The organism is Trabulsiella odontotermitis (assembly GCF_001188485.1).
In the GTDB taxonomy this organism is placed as follows: Bacteria; Pseudomonadota; Gammaproteobacteria; order Enterobacterales; family Enterobacteriaceae; genus Trabulsiella; species Trabulsiella odontotermitis_A.
Genome location: NZ_JNGH01000023.1, coordinates 86,763 through 112,587, shown reverse-complemented (window position 1 = coordinate 112,587; position 25,825 = coordinate 86,763). Strand labels below are relative to the sequence as shown.

The following is a 25,825-nucleotide window of genomic DNA, read 5'->3' as shown; positions in this document are numbered from 1 at the left end:
TTAACTTCACCTGACAGGCCGGTGTTTACGCCGTTGTGCCGTGTCAGTGGAGGCGCATTATAGGGAGTAATTCTGAGGTGACAAGAGGAAATTCAAAAAAACGTTTCGTTCGCTCATTTTCCAGGCAACACGTCGAATTATAGCGCTACTTGCTCGCGAGATGAGCGATTTCACGGGCAAAACGGGAAACCTGATCCCAGTCGGTATACACCACTTCTTTATGCGTATCCGTTTCGCCACCGGTCATTTTCATAATCAGGCGAATCATCACCCGGTCGTACCAACGATAACGCGGGTAACGCAGCGCTCCGGCAAAGACTTCACATCGCGTTGGCTGCCACGGCGAGCGTAACAGAAACTTACGCGTATAGTTGTTGGTCTGCGGAGAGCGTTTCTCCGGCTTACGGGCCACGAGGTTGACCGAGTAAAATGCGCTGGGTACCGCCTGCAGATGCTGGAGATGTTTTTTCACAAAACGCTCCACTCCGGAATGGAAATGCCCGTAGCGGATAGACGCGCCAATCACCACGCGATTGTAATGTTCCCAGGGAATGTCGTCAGCGCGATGCAGGTTTACCGCATCCGCCTCCACCCCAAGCTCTTTCAATTCTGAAGCCAGAAAAGACGCAATCTCCCGTGTTTGTCCATCACGGGTAGAAAAAAGAATTAACGTTTTCAACGAGCACTCCTGTTATTCGCGCCAGAATGTTGGGGTAAACAGCACCAGCAACGTAAACACCTCCAGACGACCAAACAGCATATTGGCAATCAGGATCCATTTAGCCACCGGGTTCATACTAGCAAAGTTATCCGCCACCACACCGAGACCCGGGCCAAGGTTATTCAGCGTCGCCACCACCGAAGCAAAGGCGGAGAAGTCATCCACTCCCGTCGCGATGATCGCCAGCATGCTAACGATAAACACCAGCGCGTACGCAGAGAAGAATCCCCACACCGCTTCGAGGATGCGCTCCGGCAGCGCACGGTTACCGAGCTTAATACTGTAAACCGCGTTCGGGTGGACCAGACGTTTCAGCTCACNGCCGCCGATAAACGCCGAGCAGAGCAACAGCACCGGCAAGAAGAGCGGCCACCGGGCGATGCTGTCGGTCGTAAACCCCGCCGTTGTCGCCATTGATACGACCTGGAAAAAGGCCTGATTCAGCGTTGTCACCGCCGAGCTATAGACATCGTGGAACCACAGCATCAGCGTACAGATGAACACCAGCGTCAACTGAACGCCAATAAACATCCGGAACTCCGGATCGCGCCAGTACACTTTCAGACTGCGACCACTCAGCAGAGAAAAGTGCAGGCCGTAGTTACACCCGGAGATCAGTAAGAAGATAGCGATGATGGTATTAATGGTCGGGCTGGCAAAGTAGCCCACACTGGCGTCATGAGTGGAAAAACCGCCAATGGCGATGGTAGCAAAACTGTGCCCGATGGCGTCAAACGCGGGCATCCCGGCAAACCACAATGCCACCGCACACACCACCGTCAGCAGGACGTAAATCAGCCACAGTGTTTTGGCCGTTTCGGCGATACGCGGCCGCATTTTGTTATCTTTCAGCGGCCCGGGCATTTCGGCGCGATAGAGCTGCATCCCCCCGACGCCCAGTATCGGGAGGATAGCCACCGCCAGCACAATGATCCCCATCCCGCCAAACCACTGCAGCATCTGGCGATAAAAGAGAATGGCATGAGGGAGGGAATCCAGCCCCACCAGCGTCGTGGCGCCGGTGGTGGTGAGTCCGGAAAAGGATTCAAAGAACGCATCTGTCACCGTCAGGTTCGGCTGTTCGGAGAAGATGAAAGGCAGCGCACCGACGCTCCCCAGCACCGTCCAGAACAGGACGACAATCAGAAATCCTTCGCGGGATTTCAGTTCGCCTTTCTCGCGACGGTTCGGCCACCACAGCATCGAGCCGATCGCCAGCGCGACAAAAAACGTCTGGGTGAAGGCCCGCCCCGCGCCATCACGATAAATCAGCGCCACCAGTCCAGGAACAATCATCGTCCCTGAAAACAGAATGACCAGAAGGCCTACGATTCGGGTTATGGCGCGAAAATGCATCTCTGCCGCTTCCTTTGATATGCAAAAAATTCAGGTGGGGATTATTCGTCAATATTCCGTAATTGCAACGAACCACGACTAAAATCAGCAAGTTTTGCTGTAAACGCCGCCAGTTCAGACTGTGGAAGCGCAACGCGTAATCGTACGGAAGCCTGAAAATCACTGTTGACGACTTTGCCGGAAAACTGCCCCAGCAGCGTTTCAACGCCCGCTAACTGCCCATACTCACATTGCAAAGTATATTCGGTCAGCGGCGTCTTGCGCAGCGTATTCAACTGATGCAACGCCTGGCTGACGCCCCCACCATAGGCTTTCACTAAACCACCGGTGCCCAATAAAATACCGCCATAGTAACGCACCACGACGGCTGTAATTTCGCCTACGCCACTTCCCATCAGCTGTGCCAGCATGGGCTTCCCGGCCGTTCCCGCAGGTTCACCGTCGTCAGAGAAACCCAGCTGTTGCGAATCGTCAGGGGCACCGGCAACCCACGCCACGCAGTGATGACGCGCTTCCGGATGTTCCACCCTGACGGATTCAACAAATGCTTTCGCCGCCCCGACGCCCTCGGTATGGGCGAGAAGCGTAATGAAGCGGCTCTTTTTGATCTCTTCAACCACCATCACCGGCGCGGCCGGTATTAACCAACTGTCCATTACGCCAGCTTCAGATCTCGCGTCATGTTCTCGATGCTGTTTTCGTGGATCACGACGTTATCTTCAATACGGATACCACCGAACGGCTTCAGCGCATCAATTTTCTGCCAGTTGAAGTGCTTGCTGAATTGCCCTTCGCGCCACGGCGCCAGCAGCGATTCGATGAAGTAGATCCCCGGCTCAATGGTCAGCACCATGCGCGGTTGCAGCACACGAGTGCAACGCAGGTACGGATATTTTGACGGCGCCGCCAGATGCGTACCGGTGTCATCCTGCATAAACCCGGCGACATCGTGCACCTGCAGACCCAATGGATGGCCGATACCGTGCGGCATAAACGGTCCGGTCAGGTCATTTTCCACCATCGCCTCTTCGCTCATGTCGGTGACAATTTTGTGCTTACGCAGCAGCTTCGCAATGCGTTGATGGAACTGAATATGGTAATCGACATAGCTGGTTCCGGCTTTCATTGTCGCAATCAGCGCCAGCTGTTCGTCATTCACATCTTTAATCAGATGCGCGAAGTCGTTATCACTGTTCGCCGCCCAGGTCCGGGTAAGATCGGCGGCATAACCGTTATATTCCGCCCCCGCGTCCAGCAGGAAGCTGCGCATTTCTGACGGCGCACGGTGATCCAGTTTTGTATAGTGCAGCACGGCCGCATGTTCGTTGAGCGCCACGATATTGCTGTACGGCACATCGGTATCGCGATGGCCCGTCGCGGTCAGATAGGCGAGGTTAATATCAAACTCGCTCATGCCCGACAGAAACGCTTCGTGCGCGGCGCGGTGACCATTAACCGCCATCTTTTGCGCTTCGCGCATGCATACCAGTTCGTAGTCGGTTTTGTACGCGCGGTAATAGTGCAGGTAATCAATCACACCTTTCGGGTTGATCTTATCGGCCGCGATCTCAAGACCCAGCGCGCGCTCAGGCACCGGCCCGATGTAGGCAATATTGCCGCGCGCCGCAGGCAGCAGGCTGCCAATACCGTCCGCTTTCGGCAGTGCAATCACCTCGACGTCTTCTGTCCAGAAGGAGGTCGGCAGCGGCTCGACGTTGTGCCAGTAATCGACCGGCAAATAGAACCACAGTTTCGGTTTGTTAACGCCGTCTACCAGCAGCCAGCAGTTTGGTACCTGTGTCACCGGTACCCAGGATTTAAACTGCGGGTTAACTTTAAACGGATAGGGATGATCGTCGAGGAAGACGTTGAACAGCTCGCCGGAGTGAATAAGCAACGCGTCCAGCTTAAAACGCTCCAGCACATTGCGGGTCCGTTCTTGTAAGGTAACGATATGATTTTTATAGAGTGCGGCCAGTGATTCCATCTTTAACCCTTCTGATTTTTTTACCTCAAGTCTCCGCATCTTAGCACACCTCATTCTGGCTGCGTGATTTCTGCCGAGCGTGATCAAGGCGGCATTTCTTTAAAGACTCATTTGCAATTTATTAACATAAAATCCACACTTCGCCTCATCTGGTATGACCAGATCCAATTGCTGGATTCAGGAGACTGACATGCTCTACAAAGGCGACACCCTGTACCTCAACTGGCTGGAAGATGGCATTGCCGAACTGGTATTCGATGCCCCTGGCTCAGTTAACAAACTTGATACCGCAACCGTTGCCAGCCTCGGCAACGCGCTGGACGTGCTCGAACAACAACAACATTTAAAAGGGCTGTTGCTGCGTTCCGAAAAAGCGGCGTTTATCGTCGGCGCGGATATCACCGAATTCCTGTCGCTGTTCCTGGTGCCTCAGGAACAGCTGAGTCAGTGGCTGCATTTCGCCAACAGCGTCTTTAATCGTCTGGAAGATTTGCCGGTCCCGACCGTTTCCGCCATTAACGGCTACGCGCTGGGCGGCGGCTGCGAATGCGTGCTGGCGACCGACTACCGTCTGGCGACGCCGGACCTGCGCATCGGTTTACCGGAAACCAAACTGGGCATCATGCCGGGCTTTGGCGGTTCAGTGCGTATGCCGCGCCTGTTGGGTGCCGACAGCGCGCTGGAAATCATTGCCGCCGGGAAAGACGTCGGGGCCGATCAGGCGCTGAAAATCGGGCTGGTTGATGGCGTGGTTAAACCAGAGAAACTGCGTGATGGCGCGGTCGCCATTCTGCGTCAGGCCATTAATGGCGATCTCGACTGGAAAGCAAAACGCCAGCCGAAGCTAGAGCCGCTGAAGCTCAGCAAAATCGAAGCGGCAATGAGCTTTACGATTGCTAAAGGCATGGTCGCACAAACCGCAGGCAAACATTACCCGGCACCGATGACCGCAGTGAAAACCATCGAAGCCGCCGCAAAATATGGCCGTGATGAAGCCCTGAAGCTGGAAAACCAGAGCTTCGTTCCGCTGGCACATACACCCGAGGCCCGTGCGCTGGTCGGTATTTTCCTTAACGACCAATACGTCAAAGGTCAGGCAAAGCATCTGACCAAAAATATCGACACCCCGAAACAGGCAGCCGTACTCGGCGCCGGGATCATGGGTGGCGGCATTGCTTACCAGTCTGCCTGGAAGGGCGTACCGGTGATCATGAAGGATATTAATGATAAATCGCTGACGCTCGGCATGACCGAAGCCGCCAAACTGCTGAACAAACAGCTGGAACGCGGCAAGATTGACGGTCTGAAGCTGGCGGGCGTGATCGCCACCATTCACCCGACGCTCGACTATGCCGGTTTCGACCGTGTCGATGTGGTGGTGGAAGCGGTGGTGGAAAACCCGAAAGTGAAGAAAGCGGTGCTGGCCGAGACGGAAGACAACGTGCGCCCGGATACGGTACTCGCGTCAAACACCTCAACCATTCCGATTTCTGAACTGGCTGGTGCGCTCAAGCGCCCGGAAAATTTCTGCGGTATGCACTTCTTTAACCCGGTGCACCGCATGCCGCTGGTTGAAGTCATCCGCGGCGAAAAAACCTCCGACGCGACGGTAGCCAAAGTGGTGGCATGGGCCAGCAAAATGGGTAAAACGCCGATCGTGGTCAACGACTGCCCCGGCTTCTTTGTCAACCGCGTGCTGTTCCCGTACTTCGCCGGTTTCAGCCAGTTACTGCGTGACGGTGCGGATTTCCGCAAAATCGACAAGGTGATGGAAAAACAGTTCGGCTGGCCGATGGGCCCGGCGTATCTGCTCGACGTTGTGGGCATTGATACCGCACATCATGCGCAGGCCGTGATGGCCGCTGGTTTCCCGCAGCGGATGGAGAAAGATTACCGCGACGCGATTGACGCGATGTTCGATGCCAGCCGTTACGGGCAGAAAAATGGTCTTGGTTTCTGGCGCTATACCGCTGACAGCAAAGGCAAGCCGAAGAAAGAAGAAGATCCGATTGTGGACGGCCTGCTGGCCGAGGTCAGCCAGCCGACGCGCGATTTCAGTGACGACGAGATCATCGCCCGTATGATGATCCCAATGGTCAATGAAGTGGTGCGCTGTCTGGAAGAAGGCATTATCGCCAGCCCTGCGGAAGCGGATATGGCACTGGTGTATGGTCTGGGCTTCCCTCCGTTCCACGGCGGCGCGTTCCGCTGGCTGGATACTATCGGCAGCGCCAAATATCTCGATATGGCGCAGCAGTATGAACATCTCGGTCCGCTGTATCAGGTACCGGAAGGCCTGCGTGCCAAAGCGCGTCATAACGAAGCATACTATCCCCCGGTTGAACCTGCCCGCCCGGTGGGTGAGCTGAAAACGGCTTAAGGAGTCACGATGGAACAGGTTGTTATTGTTGATGCAATTCGTACCCCGATGGGCCGTTCAAAGGGCGGCGCATTCCGCCATGTGCGTGCGGAAGATCTTTCCGCCCATCTGATGCGCAGCCTGCTGTCGCGCAATCCGGCACTGGACGCCACGGCGATTGACGACATCTATTGGGGCTGCGTACAGCAGACGCTGGAACAGGGGTTTAACATTGCCCGCAACGCGGCGTTGCTGGCAGAGATCCCCCATTCCGTTCCGGCGGTCACCGTGAACCGTCTGTGCGGTTCGTCGATGCAGGCGTTACACGATGCCGCGCGCATGATCATGACTGGCGATGCGCAGGCGTGCCTGATTGGCGGCGTGGAACATATGGGCCATGTGCCGATGAGCCACGGCGTCGATTTCCATCCGGGTCTCAGCCGCAACGTGGCAAAAGCCGCCGGCATGATGGGGCTGACGGCAGAAATGCTCTCCCGCATGCATGGCATCAGTCGTGAAATGCAGGATGCGTTCGCCGCCCGCTCACACGCCCGCGCCTGGGCCGCCACGCAATCCGGCGCATTCCGAAGCGAAATTATTCCCACCGGCGGTCACGATGCCGATGGCGTACTTAAGCAGTTTAACTACGACGAAGTGATCCGTCCGGAAACCACCGTGGAAGCACTGGCGACCCTGCGACCGGCGTTTGATCCGGTGAGCGGTACCGTTACCGCCGGCACCTCTTCCGCGCTCTCCGATGGTGCTGCTGCGATGCTGGTGATGAGTGAAAGTCGTGCCCGCGAGCTGGGGCTGAAACCCCGCGCGCGCATTCGTTCGATGGCGGTGGTCGGTTGCGATCCATCAATTATGGGTTACGGTCCGGTTCCGGCGTCAAAACTGGCGCTGAAAAAAGCAGGACTTTCCGCCAGCGACATCGACCTGTTTGAGATGAACGAAGCGTTTGCCGCGCAGATCCTGCCGTGTATTAAAGATCTGGGCCTGATGGAGCAGATCGACGAGAAGATCAACCTCAACGGCGGCGCGATCGCCCTCGGCCATCCGCTCGGCTGCTCTGGCGCCCGTATCAGCACCACGCTGATTAATCTGATGGAACGCAAAGACGCCCAGTTTGGTCTGGCGACGATGTGTATCGGGTTAGGTCAGGGGATCGCAACGGTATTTGAAAGAGTGTAATGAGATATTCATTCCCCTAAATAATTCGCGTTGCATCGCGGCGGCAACTGAGCGAATCCCCGGGAGCATAGATAACTATGTGACCGGGGTGAGCGAAGGCAGCCAACAAAGAGGCAGCGTGAATTATGACGGGGAGAGAGTTTAGTTGCCGTTCTTCCCGCCTGTCAGGGGCGGGTTTTTTATTTAAATAAACGAAAACGCGTCGCTAAACAGGCGGTCTTCACGCGCGTTGCGCTCATTACAGAACAGGTCACGGGCAATTTTCGCCATCTCAAAGCGACCCGCAATGTAAATATCATGCTCTGCCAGCGTGCCATGATCCTGCAGCACCGCCGTCAGCACCGTGCCCGTACGTCCGCGCCAGCCCTCTTCCGGCTGCTCAACCACCGCTTCCACGCGCAGATGAGGATGGGTAACGGATAACGCTTCCAGCTCTGAGAGATCGTAAAGATGTTTCTCTTCACGACCGCCCCAGTAAATGGTGATGTCGCGGTCAGGATTGCGCGCCAGCGCCGTCAGCAAAATCGAACGCACGTAAGAGAACCCCGTCCCGCCCGCAATCAGAATCAGCGGACGCTCTTCATCGTCTTCACGCAGCCAGGCGTCGCCGTGTGGAATATCGACCAGCACTTCACGCTCTTTCAGGATGCGATCCATCACCGCCATTGCATACAGATTGATCTCAGACGCCCCGATGTGCAGTTCGATAAACCGATGTTCGGACGGCAGCGACGCCATTGAGAACGGGCGTTTGTCGCGCTCATCCATCACGACCATCAGATACTGACCGGCGCGAAAGGAGAAATCGGCTTCTGGTTCTAAACGAACGCGATATACGGTATCGGTGATGGCGTCTACCGAGGTCACTTTACAGCTTAAGGTTGTCATGCGCTCCCTCTGTCGGGTCTGTTAGGCAAAACGGTCGTTCAGGGTGTATTACCGTTATTCAGGATAGCCAGTTCATCCCAGATGGCGTCGATACGCGCCGTCACCTCAGGATCCTTTTTAATAGGACGACCCCATTCACGCTGGGTTTCGCCAGGCCATTTATTCGTGGCATCCAGCCCCATTTTTGAGCCCAAACCGGAAACCGGCGAGGCAAAATCCAGATAATCTATTGGCGTGTTTTTCACCAGCACCGTATCCCGCGCGGGATCCATGCGGGTGGTTATCGCCCAAATCACATCATTCCAGTCGCGAGCATTCACGTCATCATCACAGACGATCACGAATTTGGTGTACATAAACTGCCGTAAAAATGACCAAACGCCCATCATGACGCGCTTGGCGTGCCCGGCGTACTGTTTTTTCATGGTGACGACCGCCAGGCGGTAAGAACACCCTTCCGGCGGCAGATAAAAATCGACAATTTCAGGAAACTGCTTTTGCAGAATCGGCACGAAGACTTCATTCAGCGCCACGCCCAGCACCGCAGGCTCATCTGGCGGACGGCCAGTATAAGTGGAGTGATAAATCGCATCTTCACGTTGCGTAATGTGCGTAACCGTAAAGACCGGGAAATTATCGACTTCATTGTAATAACCGGTGTGATCGCCGTAAGGCCCTTCCGGCGCGACTTCGCCCGCTTCGATATACCCTTCCAGCACGATCTCCGCGCTGGCCGGGACTTCAAGCTCGTTGGAAATGCACTTCACCACTTCGGTTTTCGTGCCACGCAACAGGCCCGCAAACGCGTATTCTGACAGGGTGTCCGGCACCGGCGTCACCGCGCCGAGGATCGTTGCCGGATCTGCGCCCAGCGCCACGGACACCGGGAAACGTTCGCCCGGATGCGCCGCGCACCACTCCTGAAAATCCAGCGCGCCGCCACGGTGAGATAACCAGCGCATGATCAGTTTGTTTTTGCCAATCAGCTGCTGGCGATAAATACCGAGATTCTGCCGTTCTTTGTGCGGGCCACGGGTCACCGTCAGCCCCCAGGTAATCAGCGGCGCGGCATCTTCTGGCCAACATGTCATGATCGGAATGCGGGTTAAGTCCACCTCATCGCCACTGATGATTTTCTGCTGGCACGGCGCGCCGCGCAGGCGTTTGGTAGGCATATTCAGCACTTGTTTATAGTGCGGAAGTTTATCAAACAGATCGCGGAAGCCTTTTGGCGGCTCCGGCTCTTTGAGGAAAGCCAGCAGTTTACCCACTTCCCGCAACGCGCCGACATCTTCCTGGCCCATCCCCATCGCCACGCGCTTCGGCGTGCCGAAGAGATTACACAGCACCGGCATGTTGTAACCTTTGGGGTTTTCGAACAGCAACGCCGGGCCGCCGGCACGTAACGTCCGGTCGGCAATCTCGGTGATTTCCAGATGAGGATCAACCGGCAGCGTGATGCGTTTTAGCTCGCCCTGCTGCTCCAGTAATGTCAGAAAGTCGCGTAAGTCGTGGTATTTCATGGAGTACGTTCTGGCCTCTTTGTCAGCGCGTTATTATACGGCGTTCGCCTGCGTGATGCTGTATTTTTGTTAAATTAGCGTGAACTAACACCCCATCCGTTACCCACCGTGATAATCCACTTAGCGATCGGGTCTGGCATTTGCTATGCTTGCGGCCGAATTAACGGGAAAGAGTGATTATGCAAGCCTGGTATCTACTGTACTGCAAGCGCGGGCAGCTTATGCGTGCCCAGGAACATCTAGAACGACAGGCGGTGAACTGCCTGACGCCAATGATTACCCTGGAAAAAATCGTACGTGGTAAGCGAACATCGGTCAGTGAGCCTCTTTTCCCGAACTACCTGTTTGTGGAGTTCGACCCCGAAGTTATTCATACCACAACCATTAATGCCACGCGCGGCGTCAGCCATTTTGTGCGATTCGGCACGCAACCTGCGGTGGTCCCGTCGACGGTTATTCATCAGCTTTCGGTCTATAAACCGGAAGGGATCACCGATCCTGATACCCCATGGCCTGGCGATAGCGTTGAGATCACTGAAGGCATGTTCAAAGGCCTGAAGGCGATTTTCACCGAACCCGATGGCGAAGCGCGTTCAATGCTGCTGCTGAACTTTCTTAATCATCAGGTTCTGCAGAGCGTGAAAAACACCGAATTCCGCAAGGTCTGAGTCAGAACGTAATACCGAAAAGCGCTTTGACGTTATTGTCCGTTACCGACGCCAGCCACGCCTGATCTTCCCCACGCCATTGCGCTACCTGCGTCAGAATATGCGCAAGGTGCATCGGCTCATTGCGACGTGAAGCCGGTTTTGGGCTCAGGTCGCGTGGCAGCAGATACGGAGCATCGGTTTCCAGCAACAGGCGCTCCGCCGGAATCAACGGCAGCATTTCGCGCAATTCCAGCCCGCGACGCTCATCGCACACCCATCCGGTAATGCCGATATACAGTCCGCGTTCCAGGCACGCCCGCATCTCTTCACGCGTTCCGGTAAAACAGTGCAGCACCGCGCCTGGTAGTTTATCCAGCCAGGGCTCCAGCAGCGTCAGAAAGCGATCATGCGCATCGCGGCAATGAAGGAAAACGGGCATCGCCAGTTCCGCCGCCAGCGCCAGTTGCGCACTGAACGCGGCTTCCTGCGCCAGCGGCGTGGAGAAATTACGGTTGAAATCCAGCCCACATTCACCGACGGCCACGACTTCAGGCAACAATGCCAGCCGGTGAATTGCTTCTGCGACGCTCTCTGACCAACTGCTGCTGTCATGCGGATGCACGCCAGCGGTCGACCAGCAGCCAGAGTAACGTTGCGCCAGACGCTGCGCCTGCTCACTTTCATGCACGTTGGTGCCGGTCAGCAGCATGCCCTTCACACCCGCCGCCTGCGCCCGGGCAACCACGTCGTCTCGGTCTTTGGCAAACTGCGAACTGGTCAGATTGACCCCAATATCAAACATCAGGACTCCCATATGACAACCGCCCTGACGGGCGGCTGATTATTCTTCACTTTGTTCGGCTTCTTCTGCGGCGGCATCTTCGTCGCGGGTTTGTCGTTTCCCGGTATAGAAGCGCGAGAAAAAGATCCCGACTTCAAACAGGCAATACATGGGAATGGCCAGCAGCGTCTGCGAGAACACATCCGGCGGCGTCAGCAGCATGCCGACGACAAACGCGCCTACCAGCACATACGGACGCTTGGTACGAAGATCTTCCGGCGTGGTGACGCCAACCCAGCACAACAGCACGATAGCCACCGGCACCTCGAACGACACACCAAACGCCATAAACAACGCCATGACGAAGTCGAGGTAGCTTTTGATATCGGTTGATACCTGAACGCCCTGCGGCGCTGTGTGCGTCAGGAAGCCAAACGCCAGCGGGAAGACCACAAAGTAGGCAAAGGCCATTCCGATGTAAAACAGCAGCGTACTGGAAACCAGCAGCGGCACGACCAACCGGCGCTCATGTTTGTACAATGCCGGCGCGATGAACGCCCACACCTGATACAAAATCACTGGCGCAGACAAAATCACCGACACCATGAACGTCAGTTTGATCGGCGTGAAGAACGGTGACGCGACGTCTGTCGCAATCATCGTTGCCCCCTGCGGCATGTGGCTAATCAACGGCGCGGAGACCAGTTGATAGATATCGTTGGCGAAATAGACTAACGCCAGAAAAATCAAAAAGACCGCGATGATGCAGTTGAGCAGACGCTTACGCAGCTCAATCAGATGCGAGATCAGCGGTTGAGTATCTTCTACGCCCATGTTTTACGCTTTATCATTTGATATGGGAGAGGATTCTGGCGTCGGCGCAACGGTGACGTTGACCTTTTCCGACGCTTCCTTCGGTTGGGTTTCCGCTGGTTTCACTACCGCTTTTGCTTCAGCCTGCGGCGCGGTTTCTTCTGCGCTTGCCTGATGCTCAGCCGTCGCCGGAGTCACGCCTTCACGTTGCTCAGCAGATTCTTTGACGACCGGGTTATGGATAGTGTTCGCGTTGTCGCTCGCCTTTTCAGGATCGTGACTACTGTAGGTGCGCTTCATGGATTCGGCCGCCTCGCGCAGCTCATCCATCGACGCCTTCAGTTCAGGCGTCAGGTTTTCCATGCTGGCTTTTTCAACCTTTTTCAGGCTGTCCTGAAACTCCTGCAGCTTAAGTTCCTGAGTAAGCTCATTTTGAACAGTCGCTGCCAGCGAGCGCAGCGCGCGCACCCAGCCAGCCACCGTCTTGACCGCTACAGGGAGACGTTTTGGCCCCAAAACGATGAGGCCAATCACGAATACCAGTATTAGCTCACTAAAACCAATATCGAACACGAATTATACCTGCTCTTTATCGTGGCTTTTCGCTTCGTCTTTCTTAGCGCTCTCCTGGTTATCCGCGATGGATTTTGCAGTGAAATCTGCATCCTGCGCGGTCTTATCCTTTTTGTCCTCGTCATCATTCATGGCTTTTTTGAAGCCCTTGATGGAGGCACCCAGATCAGACCCCAGCGAACTCAGCTTTTTCGTTCCGAAAAGCAGAACCACGATCACAACGATAATCAATAACTGCCAAATGCTAATACCACCCATACCTGTTCCCCAGTGATACACATCATCCTTTCAGGCGGCCTCAATGCAGCTTGAGTGACTTGTGTACATTGATGATGAATTAATCAATCTACATTATACGTAGGCACGTTGCTGTTAGCGATGCCAAATAATCAGCGTGTTTTTCGCCAGCCAATCAACCAGACGACCAGGCCACCCGCCATAATCCAGGCAGGCATCACGCCCCAGTCAGGACGATTAATCAGCAACAACGTACCACTCAATAGTAAAACCGCACCTATACCAAACAGATAACGCGACTGCCCCTGCCGAATACGGTTCGATGACAAATCGTGGGCTATTTTATCAATACTGTGCTGAAGTTGTTTGCTCTGGCGCAGACTGTCGTAAACAAGTTCGGGAATTTCAGGCATTTTCTCGATCCAGAACGGCGCTTTTTCTTTCAGTGTCCGTACCAGAGCAGGAAGCCCCACCTGATCCTTAAGCCAGGATTCCAGAAACGGTTTCGCTGTTTTCCAGAGATCTAACTGTGGATAAAGCTGACGACCAACGCCCTCAACGTACAGCAGCGTTTTTTGCAGCAATACCAGTTGCGGCTGCACTTCCATATTGAAGCGGCGCGCAGTGTTAAACAGGTTCAGCAGCACATGCCCGAATGAGATTTCCGCCAGCGGCTTCTCGAAAATCGGCTCGCAAACGGTGCGAATCGCAAACTCAAACTCTTCGACATTGGTGTCCGGCGGTACCCAGCCGGAATCGACATGCAGCTCCGCCACTTTGCGGTAATCGCGATTGAAAAAGGCGATAAAGTTTTCCGCCAGGTAGCGCTTATCTTCTTTGTTAAGCGAGCCGACAATCCCGCAGTCGATCCCGATGTACTGCGGATCTTCCGGATGGTCGTAGCTCACGAAGATATTGCCCGGGTGCATATCGGCGTGGAAGAAGCTGTCACGGAAAACCTGGGTGAAGAACACCTGAACGCCGCGCTCGGCGAGCAGTTTCATGTTCGTGCCCTGCTTCTCCAGCGTTTCGACGTCGGAAACCGGAATGCCGTAGATCCGCTCCATCACCAGCATGTTCTGGCTGCAATAGTCCGAATACACTTCCGGCACGTAGAGCATCGGGCTGTTTTCAAAATTGCGGCGCAGCTGGATGGCGTTTGCGGCTTCGCGTAACAGATTCAGCTCATCAATAATCGTTTTTTCATATTCGCGTACCACTTCCAGCGGACGCAAACGGCGGCCGTCCGGCAGCAGGCGCGGAACCCAGCGCGCGAGGCGATAGATAAGCTTCATGTCCGCTTTGATGATCGGCAGGATGTCCGGGCGGATCACTTTAATGACCACCTCTTTGCCGTTCTCTTTCAGGCGCGCCGTATGCACCTGGGCAATCGAGGCTGACGCCAGCGGCGTAATATCGAAATCATCAAACCAGCTTTCAACAGGGATATCGCCCATCGCCTGCTCGATCTGTTTTTTTGCCAGCTGACCGTCGAACGGCGCAACGCGATCCTGCAGCAGCGCCAGCTGATCGGCAATTTGCGGCGGGAAAAGGTCGCGGCGGGTTGAGAGCATCTGACCGAATTTGATCCACACCGGGCCAAGTTCCTGCAGGGCAAGACGAAGGCGTTCACCCAGCAGCAGTGTTTGATGGCGATTTGGCATCCAGAACAGCGTCCGCCGCCAGATACGCAGCGGCAGCGTAATTCGCATCTTAGGAATGAGTTCATCCAGCCCGTAACTCAAAAAGGTTTGGATGATAAAATACAGGCGCCGAATTTCCCCAGGCGTCATTTGTCCTCCAGTTTATCCAGCCGTTTCGCTAATGCTTCAACAGCGCGTTCAACGGCCGCGGTTTCTTCAGCGAACCACGCCACTTCCAGTGGACCCGGTGCCAGCTTCCACTCTTCCGTCAACGCGTCGGCGGCGTAGCGTTGCTGACGCTGAAATCCCTGGCGAAAAAAAGATGTTCCCGCGCGCAGCACTTTGCTGACGCCTTCCGCCGCAATATCGCCCGTGTAGGGGGCAAGCAGTTCCGCAGGATCAAACTCGGCGAGATCGGCCAGCGCGACAACGTTTTGCACCACCTGGATATCGCCCTGCACTTCGAGATCGCCGCTACGAATCAACGCGGTCAGTTGCTGGCGATTACGCAGCTGCGGCAGGACGCCAATGCGCGTAATAACGGTACAGTCGGCGTCACCTTCCCAGGCGCCCAGCACGTCTATTTGCTGTTCGCTGAAGGCCAGCACGACGGGAGAGGAGAATTCTTTCAGCTCCACGCGCAACACTCTGTTCAGTAATCTCTGACGAGCGGGTTTTAACGCGCGCTCGCGCCAGAGAAACGCATTCAGTGCAGTTTCAATACCCGCGGTGACCAGGGGTTTCAAAGGCATAGCGTCCCTCCTGTCAGAATTTATAGCCGCGATGCAACGCCACGATCCCTGCAGTCAGGTTGTAGTAATCAACGCTTTCAAATCCGGCATCCTGCATCATGCCTTTCAGGGTGTCCTGATCGGGATGCATACGAATGGATTCGGCGAGATAACGGTAGCTTTCCGCATCGTTTGCCACGACTTCACCAATGCGCGGCAGGATGTGGAATGAGTAGGCATCGTACGCTTTGCTCAGCGGATCGATAATCGGTTTGGAAAACTCAAGCACCAGCAGGCGGCCACCCGGTTTGAGAACACGGTACATAGAGCGTAGCGCTTTTTCTTTATCCGTCACGTTACGCAAACCAAATGAAATGGTGATGCAATCAAACGTGTTATCCGGGAACGGCAGTGCTTCGGCGTTAGCCTGAACGTATTCCACGTTGCCAATGACGCCGATGTTACGCAGTTTTTCACGCCCCATTTTGAGCATGGAATCGTTGATGTCGGCCAGAACGACACGCCCGGTTTCGCCGACCAGGCGCGAAAATTTCGCCGTCAGGTCGCCCGTACCACCCGCCAGATCCAGCACGGTCTGCCCGCGACGAACGCCACTGCAATCAATAGTAAAGCGCTTCCACAAACGATGGATACCAAACGACATCAGGTCGTTCATCACATCATATTTTGCGGCCACAGAATGGAATACGTGCGCAACCATATCTGCTTTCTGCGCTTTGGCGACAGTCTGAAAGCCAAAGTGCGTCGTTTCTTGTGTATTCTCAGCCATCTCTACGCCTGCTAATTAAAAAAAGTCCTGGAAGTGTAACAGATTGGGCGCTTTTACCCTACGAATCAACCTTCACTTGAATAGCGGTTATCCTCAGGATCTTTACGCGCTTCGGGAGTGGATTCGCGCATCACGCCGGATGCCTGCTCTTCGGGCAGACGGTATTCGTCATCCTGCGCCGTCGCCTGATCGGTTAATTCCGGATTAATCTCGCGTTTCACCTCTACGCCAAGACTACGGAAGGATTCCGCCTGCGCCAGCATATTTCCACGCCCGGACGAGAGTTTTTTCATCGCCTGACGATAGTTGTCCTGCGCACGGTCCAGACTTTGCCCAATGGAGGTCATGTCATCGACAAACAGACGCATTTTGTCGTACAGACGACCGGCGCGCTCGGCTATCTGCTGCGCGTTGCGGCTCTGGTGCTCATAGCGCCAGAGATTGGCGATAGTACGCAGCGCCACCAGCAATGTTGTCGGGCTGACCAGCATAATGTTATTTCTCAGCGCTTCGGTGATGAGTTCGGGCTGGCGGTCAATCGCTAACAGAAACGCAGGCTCTACGGGGATAAACATCAGCACATAGTCAAGAGAGCGCAGCCCGGGCAGTTGCTGATAATCTTTGCGGCTCAGCAGGCGAATATGGCCGCGCACGGAGGCGAGGTGCTCCTGCATCGCCGCCTCGCGCACCGCGTCGTCTTCCGCGTTGAAGTAACGCTCATAGGCCACGAGCGTCATTTTGGCGTCAATGACCACATCTTTCCCCTGCGGCAGCCGCACGATAACGTCAGGCTGCATACGGGCGCGGGCATCGGTTTCGATACTCACCTGCGTCTGGTATTCGTGCCCTTCGCGCAGCCCGGACGCCTCCAGTACCCGGCTCAGCACCACTTCCCCCCAGTTACCCTGGGTTTTGTTATCACCTTTCAGCGCGCGGGTCAGATTGACCGCTTCTTGCGTCATCTGCGCATTCAGCTGTTGCAGGTTACGAATTTCATGGGCAAGGGTGTGCCGCTCGCGCGCTTCCTGGCCGAAGCTGTCTTGCACCTGGCGGCGAAAACCATCGAGCTGTTCGCGAAGCGGGGTCAGCAGGCTGTTCAGGCTCTGACGGTTCTGTTCGTCAACGCGCCGGTTGCTGTGTTCGAAGATGCGATTCGCCAGGTTTTCAAATTGCTCGCTCAGGCGCTGTTCGCTGTTGACCATCTGGCGGAGTTTATCTTCCGCATGGATTTGCGTGGATTCGAGGCGGGTGGTGACTTCACGGAGATCGGCCTCCAGCGAGGCGTTAATATCGCGCAGGTTACGCAGCTCGTTGTTCAGCAGTTCACACTCATCACGCCAGTGGTCGCTATGCGCCAGCTGTTGCTTCGTCGCACTGAGTTCACCGAAGAGATCGCGCTGCTCGGCCAGCATATCCGCCTGCTGCTGCGCCGAGCGGGATCGCTCCACCAGCCAGCCCACGAGAATGCCTGCCATCAGCGCCACCACCGCGCTGAGAATGATTGTAATATCCACCGCTCCCCCTGCTTAAACTGCTTACCGGCACAAAATAGAATTGTGCTGTATAAACGTCCAGTTTAAAAGGTATTTCCTGCGAGGCGCTACGCAAAAAAGAAAAGGCCGAACGCGTCGGCCTTTGAAAAGAAGGGGAAAATTACAGCAGGCGACGCGCGGCTTCGACCACGATTTTCACCGCATGGCTTTCGGTCTGCTTCATGGTTTCCGCATTCGGAATTTCCTGCTGGGTACGGTTAACGATAACGCCCGCCACCATGCCGGCACGCAGACCCTGGCTGGAACACATGGTCAGCAGCGTGGCGGATTCCATTTCATAGTTCATCACGCCCATCGACTGCCACTCTTCCATCGAGCCTTTGAAACGGCTCACCACGCGGCCTGAGAAGGTGTCGTAACGCTCCTGCCCTGGATAGAAAGTGTCAGAAGAGGCTGTTACGCCGATATGCGTGGTGGCGCCAACGGCTTTCGCCGCTTCCACCAGCGCGGTGGTGCAGGCAAAGTCGGCTACCGCCGGGTATTCCATCGGCGCGAAGTGCAGACTTGCGCCATCAAGGCGTACGGAGGCGGTGGTGACCAGCACATCGCCCACGTTGATATTGGGCTGAATGGCGCCGGTGGTGCCAACGCGCAGGAAAGTGCGAATACCCAGCTGCGCGAGCTCTTCTACGGCAATCGAGGTGGACGGACCGCCGATACCCGTTGAGCACACGATGACGGCTTTGCCGCCGAGCTCTGCGCGCCAGGAGGTAAATTCACGATGCGATGCCAGCTTGACCGGCTTTTCCATCAGCGCGGCGATCTTTTCAACACGCTCAGGATCGCCCGGGACGATAGCCAGCGTAGCCCCTTGTAAATCATTCTTGGTGAGGCCTAAGTGAAAAACATCGGACTTAGACATATAAAACTCCTCTGTGGGTCAGATTATCAGCAGAAGCAAAAGGGTACTGTACAGAAGCGCCTGCGTGATTTTCGTGACGTCCATCACTCAGAATGAAAATGATTGCAATGAATTCTCATTATTTAGTGACTTACATCACATTAACGAATTCTGTATCGCAGCACTGCACAAAAGATAGCCTGTTTCAGGCACTGTGGATTGTTAACGTGCAGACTATAGTAAACCATGCGCTAACAATTAAAGGGTATGGAGAATACCATGACGACAGACAACCAACCTGGCTTTGCACCTGCAGCTTCACCACACGCATCCACCATCGTACGCACGCCGGAAGAGGCGATCACGGCGAGCGAAACGACCATTCCCACCCAGGGCGACAACATGCCGGCATACTATGCGCGGCCTAAAGATGTCGATGGCCCGCTACCGGTAGTGATTGTGGTTCAGGAAATTTTCGGTGTGCATGAGCACATCCGCGATCTGTGCTGCCGCCTGGCGCTCGAAGGGTATCAGGCCGTTGCACCAGAGCTCTATTTCCGTCAGGGCAACCCGAATGACTACGCCGATATTCCGACGCTGTTCAGCAACCTGGTGTCAAAAGTCCCGGATGCGCAGGTTCTGGCGGATCTGGACCATGTCGCCAACTGGGCGGCACGCAACGGCGGCGATCCGCATCGCCTGCTGATCACCGGTTTTTGCTGGGGCGGGCGCATCGCCTGGCTGTACGCCGCGCACAATCCGCAGCTCAAAGCGGCCGTGGCGTGGTACGGAAAACTGGCGGGGGATACGTCCCTGAATTCGCCCAAAAACCCGGTGGATATCGCCACCGATCTCAACGCGCCAGTGCTGGGGCTGTACGGCGGTCAGGATACCGGGATTTCGCTTGAGAGCGTGGAAACCATGCGGCAAGCGTTACGCGCCGCGAACGCGAAAGCCGAGATCGTGGTTTATCCTGAAGCCGGTCATGCGTTTAATGCCGATTACCGGCCGAGCTATCATGCTGAATCCGCCAAAGACGGCTGGCAGCGGATNNAGTGGTTTGCGCGGTATGGCGTGAAGAAATAAAAACAGGCCGGGCGCGCATGAGCGTCGCCCGGCCCCGATGACCCGTTACGCCTGACGCAGATTCTGCGCGGCTTTGACCATGTTCGCCAGCGCGGCGCGGGTTTCCGGCCAGCCGCGGGTTTTCAGACCGCAGTCCGGGTTCACCCACAGGCGTTCCGCCGGGATCCGCTGTGCGGCCTTCGCCAGCAGCGCTTCAATCCACTCCACGCTCGGGACGTTTGGCGAGTGAATGTCATACACGCCCGGCCCGATTTCGTTCGGGTATTCGAACTCTTCGAACGACTCCAGCAACTCCATGTCAGAACGTGACGTTTCGATGGTGATAACGTCCGCATCCAGCGCCGCAATAGAATCCATGATGTCGTTGAACTCGCAGTAACACATGTGGGTGTGGATCTGCGTATCATTCTTCGCAACGGCCGCATTGATGCGAAACGCTTCCACGCCCCACGCCAGATAGGCGTCCCAGTCGCTGCGGCGCAGCGGCAACCCTTCGCGCAGTGCCGGTTCGTCAATCTGAATGATGCCGATGCCTGCGGCTTCGAGATCCGCCACTTCATCACGCAGCGCCAGCGCAATCTGCTTCGCGATGGTTTCACGGCTGACGTCTTCACGCGGGAAGGACCAGCAGAGAATGGTCACCGGCCCCGTCAGCATGCCTTTTACCGGTTTGTCGGTCAGCGACTGCGCATATTTCGCCCATTCCACGGTGATCGGTTCCGGGCGGCTGATGTCACCAATGACCACTGGCGGCTTAACGCAGCGGGAGCCGTAGCTCTGCACCCAGCCGTTCTGGGTAAAGACAAAACCGTCCAGATGTTCACCGAAGTATTCCACCATGTCGTTACGTTCCGCTTCGCCGTGCACCAGCACGTCCAGCCCCAGCCGCTCCTGTTCGAGAATCGCCTGCTTGATATGCTCTGCGATGCCGGTACGGTAGTGGTTAGCGTCGAGATTGCCCTTCTTGAAGTCCAGTCGCAGGCCGCGGATTTCCGTGGTTTGCGGGAATGATCCGATGGTAGTGGTCGGCCATGCTGGCAGTTTAAAGCGCGCGCGCTGGGCTTCAGCGCGAACCGGATAAGCATTTGCCCGCTGGCTGTCTTTCGCCGTGATCGCCGCGAGACGTTTTTCCACTGCGGCATTGTGGACACGGGTCGAATGGCGACGGGCCTGAATCGGCGCGCTCCATTCAGTGATTTTTGTCGTATCGCCGCTATTCAGCGCATCACGCAGCAACGCCAGCTCTTCGCATTTTTGCAGTGCAAAGGCGAACCAGCGCTTCACTTCTGCATCAAGACGGGTTTCGACACTCAGGTCGATCGGACTGTGCAGCAGGGAGCAGGACGAGGCGACCCATACATCACGTTTGCCGACGATCTCGCGAATTTGCGCGTATTTTTCTGTCAGATCGGCGCGCCAGACGTTACGACCGTTCACCAGGCCGGCAGACAGCAGCCAGTCGGCAGGCAGACGTTTATGCAGCCCGGCGACGTTGTCTTTACCGTGCACCAGATCGACATGCAGCCCTTGTACCGGCAGCGCGGTGATGGTGTCCAGGTTTGGTGTCACGCCTTCAAAATAGGTGGTGAGCAGCAGTTTCACCGAGCCCTGCAGCGCGTCGTACGCCGGTTTGAATGCGTCCAGCCACGCCTGCGGGAGTTCCAGCACCAGCGCGGGTTCGTCAATCTGCACCCACTCAATGCCGCGTTTCGCCAGTTCCGCCAGTACCTGTTTGTACACCGGCAGGATATCATTCAGCAGACTCAGTCGATCGAACTGCTCGCCCTTCACTTTGCCCAGCCACAGATACGTCACTGGCCCCAGCAGGACAGGTTTTACGTTGTGGCCCAGCGCCAGCGCTTCATCAACTTCTTCCAGCAACTGCGTCCAGGTCAGTCTGAATTGCTGGCCTTTGGTGAACTCAGGCACCANTGCGGCGGCAGCCGGTTCGCCGGTCGGTGCACGGCCGCGCCCGATACGGAACAGGGTGTCGATATCCACGGAACCGTCTTTATTCTGATGACGAGCCGGTACGTTACCCAACAACAGGCTGGTCGTCAGAACATGGTCGTACCAGGCGAAATCCCCCACCGGTAGCAGATCGATACCTGCCTGCTTTTGCTGCGCCCAGTGACGGGCGCGCAGCTCGCGGCCGGTTTCCAGTAACGCCTCACGGGTTGTATTTCCCGCCCAGTAGCTCTCTTGCGCTTTTTTCAACTCGCGGCGCAGGCCAACGCGAGGGAAACCGAGGGTGTGGTTAATAATTGTCATACTGTTGCCCCTTGTGGATTTTCAGGATTTAGCCATCCAGATGTTTACACCGCTATAATTCGCAGTTACTGTATAATCCTCAAGCGCAATTTGTTCATGCCGAAGTGAAGGACTTTCATGATCGAGATAAAACATCTGAAAACGCTACAGGCGTTGAGGAACAGCGGCTCGCTCGCCGCAGCGGCAGCGACGCTGCATCAGACCCAGTCCGCCCTTTCCCATCAGTTCAGCGATCTGGAACAGCGCCTCGGCTTTCGACTTTTTGTGCGTAAAAGCCAGCCGCTGCGCTTTACGCCGCAGGGGGAGATCCTGCTGCAGCTGGCAAACCAGGTGCTGCCGCAAATCAGCCGCGCACTGCAGGCCTGTAATGAACCGCAGCAAACCACACTGCGCATTGCCATTGAATGCCACAGCTGTATTCAGTGGCTGACCCCTGCACTGCAAAACTTTCGCGCGCAGTGGCCACAGGTGGAGGTGGATTTCAAATCGGGCGTTACGTTTGATCCGCAACCTGCACTTCAGCAAGGCGAGCTGGATATCGTCCTCACTTCCGACATTCTGCCGCGCAGCGGTCTGCACTATTCGCCGATGTTTGATTATGAAGTACGTCTGATTCTGGCCCCGGAGCATCCGCTGGCGACAAAAGCGCGCATCACGCCGGAAGATTTAGCCAGCGAAACGTTGCTTATCTACCCGGTACAGCGCGGTCGTCTGGATATCTGGCGCCATTTCCTGCAGCCCGCTGGCGTCAGCCCCTCGCTGAAAAGTGTGGATAACACGCTGCTGTTGATTCAGATGGTGGCGGCGCAGATGGGGATCGCGGCGTTGCCGCACTGGGTGGTGGAGAGCTTTGAACGTCAGGGCCTGGTGACCACCAAAACCCTGGGAGAAGGACTGTGGAGCCGACTGTACGCCGCCGTGCGCGATGGCGAGCAGCGTCAGCCAGTGACGGAAGCGTTTATTCGTTCAACGCGGAATCACGCTTGTGACCATCTTCCTTTTGTGCGGAACGCGGAGCGACCCAGTGGCGATGGACCCACAGTGAAGCCAGTATCACCGTTCCCCCAATAATGAAACTCGGCCAGTGCGGCTGCTCTTGCCAGATGGCCAGGTTAACCAGCAGCCCGGCCGGAACATGGACGTTATTCATGATGCCGAGCGTCCCGGCATCCACCTGCGTCGCGCCGTAGTTCCACATAAAATACCCCAGCCCCGAAGCCACCACGCCCAGCCACACCAGAATGCCCCACTGTAGCGTCGTCGTCGGTAGCTTTTGCGGATCCCCCAGCGTAAACCAGGCCACAACCGCCACCAGAAACGCCCCCATATAAAACCACGCGAAGGCGTTATGCTGCGGCATCGGGTGAATTTCCATCAGGCGTTTGTACCCCACCATACCGATGGCAAAGCTGATGTTTGCCAGCTGTACCAGCAACAGTCCCGTCCAGAAATGGTCGCTGACTTTGTCATAACGAATGATGGCGGCACCAATCACTGCCAGCAAAGCGCTCAGGAGATATCCCCAACGCAAGCGGCGTTTACTGAGCAGATCGTAAATCAGCGTGACGTACAGCGGCGTTAACACCGTGAACAGCAGGAACTCCGAGACGGTCAGATAGAGATAGGCGCGGAAACTGAGCAGATACATGATGCCCAGCTGCATGGCGCCAACCAGCATATACAGGACGATGGTTTTCAGCGTTTGTCCACGCAGACGCAGGAACGGGATAAACACCAGCGCCGCCAGGCCGATACGCACCAGCACAGAAAAATAGCTGTCGACGTGACCCGCGAGGTATTCGCCAATCAGGCTAAAGGAGAAGGCCCACAGGATCGTGGTGATAATAAGTAATGCCACAATGCATCTCTTTCTGGAAAATAGAGGAACATTGTAGCGGAGCTGAAGGTTGACGACTGATTAAAAATTCACCAGTCGTCAAATTCATCACTCAAGGAACAGCTTACGCAGATAATGCGCTACCGCATCGTCCGCATTGCTGCCGATCACTTCCAGCTCAGGATGCAGATCTTTCAGGCGTTGATGCGCACCTGCCATGATGCAGCCTTTCCCTGCCATCGACAGCATTTCGGCGTCGTTCATTCCGTCGCCAAAGGCGATGCAGTCCTTCAGGTTGTAGCCCATTTTCTTCGCAACGGCTTCCAGCGCATGGCCTTTTGACACACCGCCCGCCATCACTTCCAGACAGGTCAACGTGGAGAAACTGACGTTAACGCGATCGCCCCAGCGGGCGTTAATGGCCTGCTCGAGCGGCAGCAGGATCTCATGGTCATGGCAGGTGAAGAACACCTTACTGACGCCCTCAGGTTCCAGCAAACCGGGCTCGTAGAGCGAGTAGTTAAAAACGGCTTCCTTGAAGAAGCGCATCTCTTCAGGACGATGGCGGTTCATGAACCAGTCATCATTACGATAAACGTTGGTCACGATATCGGGATTGTTATTCACCACGCCAAACAGGTCAGAGGCGATGTCGCTGTCAAGGTTATGCGCAAACACCAGATTTCCGTCGGTGTCGTGCACACGGGCACCGTTGGAGGTGATCATCCAGGCTTTGATAGCCAGATTCTCGCGGATTTGCCCGACGTCAATGTAATGACGCCCCGTCGCGAACATGAAATGGACACCGCGGGCGGTCAGCAATTTCAGCGTCTCTTTGGTGTAGGGCGACAACATGTGATCGGGATTAAGCAACGTGCCATCTAAATCAGACGCAACAACCTGGTACATAAAAGCATTCAACCTCTAAGCAAAGCGGCGTTATCGCCGGATTAATCATGTCGACAGAAAAAATCGACGATGGCATGAAGCGCGACTGAGCGCATTGCGTCCTTTTCAAAAAGGATCTCATGGTAAGCGCCTTCTATGACAAGCGGTTTACCCCCATCACAAGGGTGACCCGCCGCGGCGCGAATGTCACAAAAACGATCATGCATGCGGTTATCCACCACACGCTCCTCTTCCGCCTGCACCAGCAGGACAGGCGTGGCATCGTCTGACGCGCCCGCGAGCACCTGCTCACCCGCCAGCATCCCTTCCCGTACCCAGTGCCAGGTCGGACCACCGACCCGCAGTTGCGGGTTATCAGCATAAAAACGCTGGTTGCGGCGATAGCGTTCTTTGCTGTGCGTCAGCACGTTGATCCCGAACGGCAGCGCTCGCCAGCGGCCTGTACCAATAGCATAACCTTCACGAATGCGCTGATGGCCCTCAGCCCAGTCAAGAAGATGGCGCACCATCCAGTCGGGAAGACGAATGATAATGCCAAACATTGGCGCACTCAGCGCGATGGCATCACATTGATGTGGAAAACGCTGCAGAAAGAGCATGGCAATCGCGCCCCCCATCGAATGAGCCAGGATAAAACGCTTGCGCCAGTGGCCCGGAGCGACTTCTTGCTGCCAGAACGCGGCAAGATCGTCGACGTAGTCACTAAAATTCACCACATGCCCGCGGTGGGTATCCGATAGCATTCGCCCGGAACGCCCCTGTCCGCGATGATCGATAATCAGGACGTCAAAACCGCTGTGAAACAGATCCCAGGCCAGTTCCGCATACTTCACGTAACTCTCGATTCGCCCAGGACAGATGACAATAACACGATCGTTTTTAGCATCACAGAAGCGAACAAAACGCACCGGAACATTATCCACGCCTCTGAATTCAGCCTCTTCTCGCTGACGCCAGAATTCCGTCAGCGGTCCCATGCTGAATGCAGCAAACGCATTTTCTCTCGTTTCCCAGTCATTTTGCTGCTGACACATCGGGTTTCCGCCCCTTCTCACCGCGTTACATCGTTTTTTTTCGACCAA

Annotated in this window: 24 protein-coding genes; 5 read left to right on the top strand and 19 right to left on the bottom strand. The window is 55.8% G+C overall.

The features are described from left to right. Positions 1–145: 145 nt before the first annotated feature. The 4 genes from hemG to pepQ all read right to left on the bottom strand — a co-directional run bounded on the left by hemG (position 146) and on the right by pepQ (position 4,064). The gene (hemG, locus tag GM30_RS01680; protein WP_049847232.1) at positions 146–679 is read right to left on the bottom strand and encodes a menaquinone-dependent protoporphyrinogen IX dehydrogenase; all 534 of its coding nucleotides are present in this window, start codon (positions 677–679) and stop codon (positions 146–148) included. 12 nt (positions 680–691) lie between these two features. Beyond that, the gene (locus tag GM30_RS01675; RefSeq protein WP_049847231.1) at positions 692–2,077 is read right to left on the bottom strand and encodes a Trk system potassium transporter TrkH; all 1,386 of its coding nucleotides are present in this window, start codon (positions 2,075–2,077) and stop codon (positions 692–694) included. A 41-nt stretch (positions 2,078–2,118) separates the two neighbouring features. Beyond that, positions 2,119–2,733: an IMPACT family protein gene (locus GM30_RS01670; protein ID WP_049847230.1), complete on the bottom strand. Its 615-nt coding sequence runs from the start codon at positions 2,731–2,733 to the stop codon at positions 2,119–2,121. Continuing rightward, positions 2,733–4,064, bottom strand: a complete 1,332-nt coding sequence (gene pepQ, locus GM30_RS01665; protein ID WP_049847229.1) for a Xaa-Pro dipeptidase — start codon at positions 4,062–4,064, stop codon at positions 2,733–2,735. Before pepQ ends, GM30_RS01670 begins: the two co-directional genes overlap by 1 nt. A 190-nt stretch (positions 4,065–4,254) precedes the next feature. On the opposite strand from pepQ, the gene fadB reads away from it, so the two are divergent. Further along, entirely contained in the window at positions 4,255–6,444 is a 2,190-nt protein-coding gene (gene fadB / locus GM30_RS01660) for a fatty acid oxidation complex subunit alpha FadB (protein WP_049847228.1), read from the top strand. Between the two features lie 9 nt (positions 6,445–6,453). After that, entirely contained in the window at positions 6,454–7,617 is a 1,164-nt protein-coding gene (gene fadA / locus GM30_RS01655) for an acetyl-CoA C-acyltransferase FadA (protein WP_049847227.1), read from the top strand. A gap of 183 nt (positions 7,618–7,800) precedes the next feature. Here the strand turns inward: fadA and fre are convergent, their stop codons facing one another. Further along, positions 7,801–8,505 carry an NAD(P)H-flavin reductase gene (gene fre / locus GM30_RS01650; RefSeq protein WP_049847226.1) on the bottom strand — a complete coding sequence of 235 codons (705 nt, stop codon included), beginning with the start codon at positions 8,503–8,505 and terminating at the stop codon, positions 7,801–7,803. 38 nt (positions 8,506–8,543) lie between these two features. Beyond that, the gene (gene ubiD / locus GM30_RS01645; protein ID WP_049847225.1) at positions 8,544–10,028 is read right to left on the bottom strand and encodes a 4-hydroxy-3-polyprenylbenzoate decarboxylase; all 1,485 of its coding nucleotides are present in this window, start codon (positions 10,026–10,028) and stop codon (positions 8,544–8,546) included. Between the two features lie 179 nt (positions 10,029–10,207). On the opposite strand from ubiD, the gene rfaH reads away from it, so the two are divergent. After that, the gene (rfaH, locus tag GM30_RS01640; RefSeq protein WP_049847224.1) at positions 10,208–10,696 is read left to right on the top strand and encodes a transcription/translation regulatory transformer protein RfaH; all 489 of its coding nucleotides are present in this window, start codon (positions 10,208–10,210) and stop codon (positions 10,694–10,696) included. A gap of 1 nt (position 10,697) precedes the next feature. On the opposite strand, the gene tatD is transcribed toward rfaH, so the two are convergent. The 9 genes from tatD to udp form a co-directional block, all read right to left on the bottom strand. Continuing rightward, positions 10,698–11,480, bottom strand: a complete 783-nt coding sequence (gene tatD, locus GM30_RS01635; RefSeq protein ID WP_162212968.1) for a 3'-5' ssDNA/RNA exonuclease TatD — start codon at positions 11,478–11,480, stop codon at positions 10,698–10,700. Positions 11,481–11,519: 39 nt separating this feature from the next. Next, on the bottom strand, positions 11,520–12,293 hold the full coding sequence (gene tatC, locus GM30_RS01630; RefSeq protein ID WP_049847222.1) for a Sec-independent protein translocase subunit TatC: 774 nt from the start codon (positions 12,291–12,293) through the stop codon (positions 11,520–11,522). A 3-nt stretch (positions 12,294–12,296) separates the two neighbouring features. Then, positions 12,297–12,845: a Sec-independent protein translocase protein TatB gene (gene tatB, locus GM30_RS01625; RefSeq protein ID WP_049847221.1), complete on the bottom strand. Its 549-nt coding sequence runs from the start codon at positions 12,843–12,845 to the stop codon at positions 12,297–12,299. A 3-nt stretch (positions 12,846–12,848) separates the two neighbouring features. Continuing rightward, positions 12,849–13,103, bottom strand: a complete 255-nt coding sequence (gene tatA / locus GM30_RS01620; RefSeq protein ID WP_049847220.1) for a Sec-independent protein translocase subunit TatA — start codon at positions 13,101–13,103, stop codon at positions 12,849–12,851. 131 nt (positions 13,104–13,234) lie between these two features. Beyond that, a complete protein-coding gene (gene ubiB / locus GM30_RS01615) occupies positions 13,235–14,875 on the bottom strand; it encodes a ubiquinone biosynthesis regulatory protein kinase UbiB (protein WP_049847219.1) in 1,641 nt (546 codons plus the stop codon). Then, entirely contained in the window at positions 14,872–15,477 is a 606-nt protein-coding gene (gene ubiJ, locus GM30_RS01610; RefSeq protein ID WP_049847218.1) for a ubiquinone biosynthesis protein UbiJ, read from the bottom strand. Before ubiJ ends, ubiB begins: the two co-directional genes overlap by 4 nt. A gap of 13 nt (positions 15,478–15,490) precedes the next feature. Next, positions 15,491–16,246, bottom strand: a complete 756-nt coding sequence (gene ubiE, locus GM30_RS01605; protein WP_038160527.1) for a bifunctional demethylmenaquinone methyltransferase/2-methoxy-6-polyprenyl-1,4-benzoquinol methylase UbiE — start codon at positions 16,244–16,246, stop codon at positions 15,491–15,493. 65 nt (positions 16,247–16,311) lie between these two features. Next, positions 16,312–17,760 carry a DNA recombination protein RmuC gene (rmuC, locus tag GM30_RS01600; protein WP_049847217.1) on the bottom strand — a complete coding sequence of 483 codons (1,449 nt, stop codon included), beginning with the start codon at positions 17,758–17,760 and terminating at the stop codon, positions 16,312–16,314. A gap of 139 nt (positions 17,761–17,899) precedes the next feature. Continuing rightward, a complete protein-coding gene (udp, locus tag GM30_RS01595; RefSeq protein ID WP_049847216.1) occupies positions 17,900–18,661 on the bottom strand; it encodes a uridine phosphorylase in 762 nt (253 codons plus the stop codon). 258 nt (positions 18,662–18,919) lie between these two features. Between udp and GM30_RS01590 the strand changes: the two genes are divergently transcribed. Continuing rightward, positions 18,920–19,726 (top strand): dienelactone hydrolase family protein, encoded by an 807-nt coding sequence (locus GM30_RS01590; protein ID WP_049847215.1) that lies wholly within the window; start codon positions 18,920–18,922, stop codon positions 19,724–19,726. 45 nt (positions 19,727–19,771) lie between these two features. On the opposite strand, the gene metE is transcribed toward GM30_RS01590, so the two are convergent. Further along, positions 19,772–21,997 carry a 5-methyltetrahydropteroyltriglutamate--homocysteine S-methyltransferase gene (gene metE / locus GM30_RS01585; RefSeq protein WP_049847214.1) on the bottom strand — a complete coding sequence of 742 codons (2,226 nt, stop codon included), beginning with the start codon at positions 21,995–21,997 and terminating at the stop codon, positions 19,772–19,774. Positions 21,998–22,114: 117 nt separating this feature from the next. Here metE and metR point away from each other — a divergent pair, with 117 nt between their 5' ends. Continuing rightward, positions 22,115–23,068, top strand: coding sequence for an HTH-type transcriptional regulator MetR (metR, locus tag GM30_RS01580; protein WP_049847213.1), 954 nt, complete (start codon positions 22,115–22,117; stop codon positions 23,066–23,068). Here the strand turns inward: metR and GM30_RS01575 are convergent. From GM30_RS01575 to pldB, 3 genes are all read right to left on the bottom strand, one after another. Continuing rightward, positions 22,956–23,855: a carboxylate/amino acid/amine transporter gene (locus tag GM30_RS01575; RefSeq protein WP_049847212.1), complete on the bottom strand. Its 900-nt coding sequence runs from the start codon at positions 23,853–23,855 to the stop codon at positions 22,956–22,958. The genes metR and GM30_RS01575 overlap by 113 nt on opposite strands. 87 nt (positions 23,856–23,942) lie before the next feature. After that, the gene (gene yigL, locus GM30_RS01570; RefSeq protein ID WP_049847211.1) at positions 23,943–24,743 is read right to left on the bottom strand and encodes a sugar/pyridoxal phosphate phosphatase YigL; all 801 of its coding nucleotides are present in this window, start codon (positions 24,741–24,743) and stop codon (positions 23,943–23,945) included. A gap of 41 nt (positions 24,744–24,784) precedes the next feature. Continuing rightward, positions 24,785–25,777 (bottom strand): lysophospholipase L2, encoded by a 993-nt coding sequence (gene pldB, locus GM30_RS01565; protein WP_049847210.1) that lies wholly within the window; start codon positions 25,775–25,777, stop codon positions 24,785–24,787. Positions 25,778–25,825: the final 48 nt, after the last annotated feature.

Bases quoted from the DNA above. Each gene is read 5' to 3' on its own strand.
- tatC (WP_049847222.1), bottom strand. From the start codon at position 12,293: ATGGGCGTAGAAGATACTCAACCGCTGATCTCGCATCTGATTGAGCTG.
- pldB (WP_049847210.1), bottom strand. From the start codon at position 25,777: ATGTGTCAGCAGCAAAATGACTGGGAAACGAGAGAAAATGCGTTTGCT.
- rfaH (WP_049847224.1), top strand. From the start codon at position 10,208: ATGCAAGCCTGGTATCTACTGTACTGCAAGCGCGGGCAGCTTATGCGT.
- fre (WP_049847226.1), bottom strand. From the start codon at position 8,505: ATGACAACCTTAAGCTGTAAAGTGACCTCGGTAGACGCCATCACCGAT.
- metR (WP_049847213.1), top strand. From the start codon at position 22,115: ATGATCGAGATAAAACATCTGAAAACGCTACAGGCGTTGAGGAACAGC.
- pepQ (WP_049847229.1), bottom strand. From the start codon at position 4,064: ATGGAATCACTGGCCGCACTCTATAAAAATCATATCGTTACCTTACAA.
- ubiD (WP_049847225.1), bottom strand. From the start codon at position 10,028: ATGAAATACCACGACTTACGCGACTTTCTGACATTACTGGAGCAGCAG.
- fadB (WP_049847228.1), top strand. From the start codon at position 4,255: ATGCTCTACAAAGGCGACACCCTGTACCTCAACTGGCTGGAAGATGGC.
- ubiJ (WP_049847218.1), bottom strand. From the start codon at position 15,477: ATGCCTTTGAAACCCCTGGTCACCGCGGGTATTGAAACTGCACTGAAT.
- tatD (WP_162212968.1), bottom strand. From the start codon at position 11,480: ATGTTTGATATTGGGGTCAATCTGACCAGTTCGCAGTTTGCCAAAGAC.
- udp (WP_049847216.1), bottom strand. From the start codon at position 18,661: ATGTCTAAGTCCGATGTTTTTCACTTAGGCCTCACCAAGAATGATTTA.
- yigL (WP_049847211.1), bottom strand. From the start codon at position 24,743: ATGTACCAGGTTGTTGCGTCTGATTTAGATGGCACGTTGCTTAATCCC.
- GM30_RS01670 (WP_049847230.1), bottom strand. From the start codon at position 2,733: ATGGACAGTTGGTTAATACCGGCCGCGCCGGTGATGGTGGTTGAAGAG.
- ubiB (WP_049847219.1), bottom strand. From the start codon at position 14,875: ATGACGCCTGGGGAAATTCGGCGCCTGTATTTTATCATCCAAACCTTT.
- tatA (WP_049847220.1), bottom strand. From the start codon at position 13,103: ATGGGTGGTATTAGCATTTGGCAGTTATTGATTATCGTTGTGATCGTG.
- ubiE (WP_038160527.1), bottom strand. From the start codon at position 16,246: ATGGCTGAGAATACACAAGAAACGACGCACTTTGGCTTTCAGACTGTC.
- fadA (WP_049847227.1), top strand. From the start codon at position 6,454: ATGGAACAGGTTGTTATTGTTGATGCAATTCGTACCCCGATGGGCCGT.